Annotated in this window: 1 pseudogene; it reads left to right on the top strand. The window is 72.5% G+C overall.

The window, feature by feature from the left end:
* Window positions 1-1,096 (top strand): annotated as a pseudogene (locus G3N93_RS40440) (LuxR family transcriptional regulator); the annotation flags it as partial.

Below are 1,096 nucleotides of genomic sequence, written 5' to 3'. Positions count from 1 at the left end.
ACCTGGCTCGACGCGCACGGGATGACCGAGGAAGCCGCCCGCCACGCGTATGCGGCCGGCCAGTTCGAGGTGGCCTACGCGCTCGCGCAGCGCTGCCTCGAGGACGCGATCAAGCAGGGTCGCATCAACGACGTGCTCGACTGGCTCGCGCTGCTGCCCGATGCGGAACTCGACAAGCGCCCGACGCTACGCGTCGCCGTGGCGTGGGCGCTGGCGCTCGGCGAGCGCCATGTCGAGGCGCAGCGCCAGATCGCGGGCATCCTCGCGGATCCCGGCACGCCCGCGGCGATGCGCTACGAATGCGCGCTGATCCTCAGCGCGGCCGCGTATTACGCCGACGAAATCGACCGCTTCGTCGAGCTGTTCGAACCGTGGGCCGACTTCACGCCACCGGCGGCGACCTGGCTCGCGCAAATGCACGCGAACCGGCTGTCGGCGCGCGCGATCATCGTCGGCGAACCCGCGCAGGCGCGCCGTTTCCAGCACGCGGCGCCGCGCGGCGAAACGGCGGCCGGGTTCGGCTATGTCGCGCGCTGGGGCGAACTGATCACGGGTCTGAGCTACCTGCGCGAGGGCCAGGTCCGGCTGGCCGACGACGCGCTGTCTCCGGCGCTGGCGCGTGCGGAAGCCGATCTCGGGCGCCGCCATCCACTCACCTGCATGCTCGCGGCGATGTGCGCGGCGCTCGCGTACGAGGCCGACCGCGTCGACCAGGCGGCCGCGTTGCTCGCGAACCGGCTCGACGTGCTCGAACATGCGGGCACGCCGGATACCGTGCTGCTCGGCTATCGCACTGCCGCGCGCATCGCGCTGCTGCGCGGCGTCGAGCACCGTGCGATCGACCTGCTCGAAGCGCTCGACGCGATGGGTGTCGCGCGCCGCCTGCCGCGCCTGTCGGTCGCAAGTCTCGCCGAACAGGTGCGCATTCACGCGGCACGCTATCGCGAGGCGACCTGCCACGCGCTCGTCGAGCGGATCGATGCGATCGCGGCGGCCGAGTTTCCGTCGCACGGGCCGCTGTGGCGGCGCCCCGTCGTGCTGCTGCAGGCAACTGCACACGCGGGCGCGGCGCTGGCCGCGCGCCGCTGGGACGATA

Origin of the sequence: Burkholderia sp. Se-20378 (assembly GCF_017104665.1) — a bacterium.
Taxonomy (GTDB): Bacteria; Pseudomonadota; Gammaproteobacteria; order Burkholderiales; family Burkholderiaceae; genus Burkholderia; species Burkholderia lata.
The sequence above is the reverse complement of the archived record's forward strand: the minus strand, read 5'-3'. Positions and strand labels throughout refer to the sequence as shown.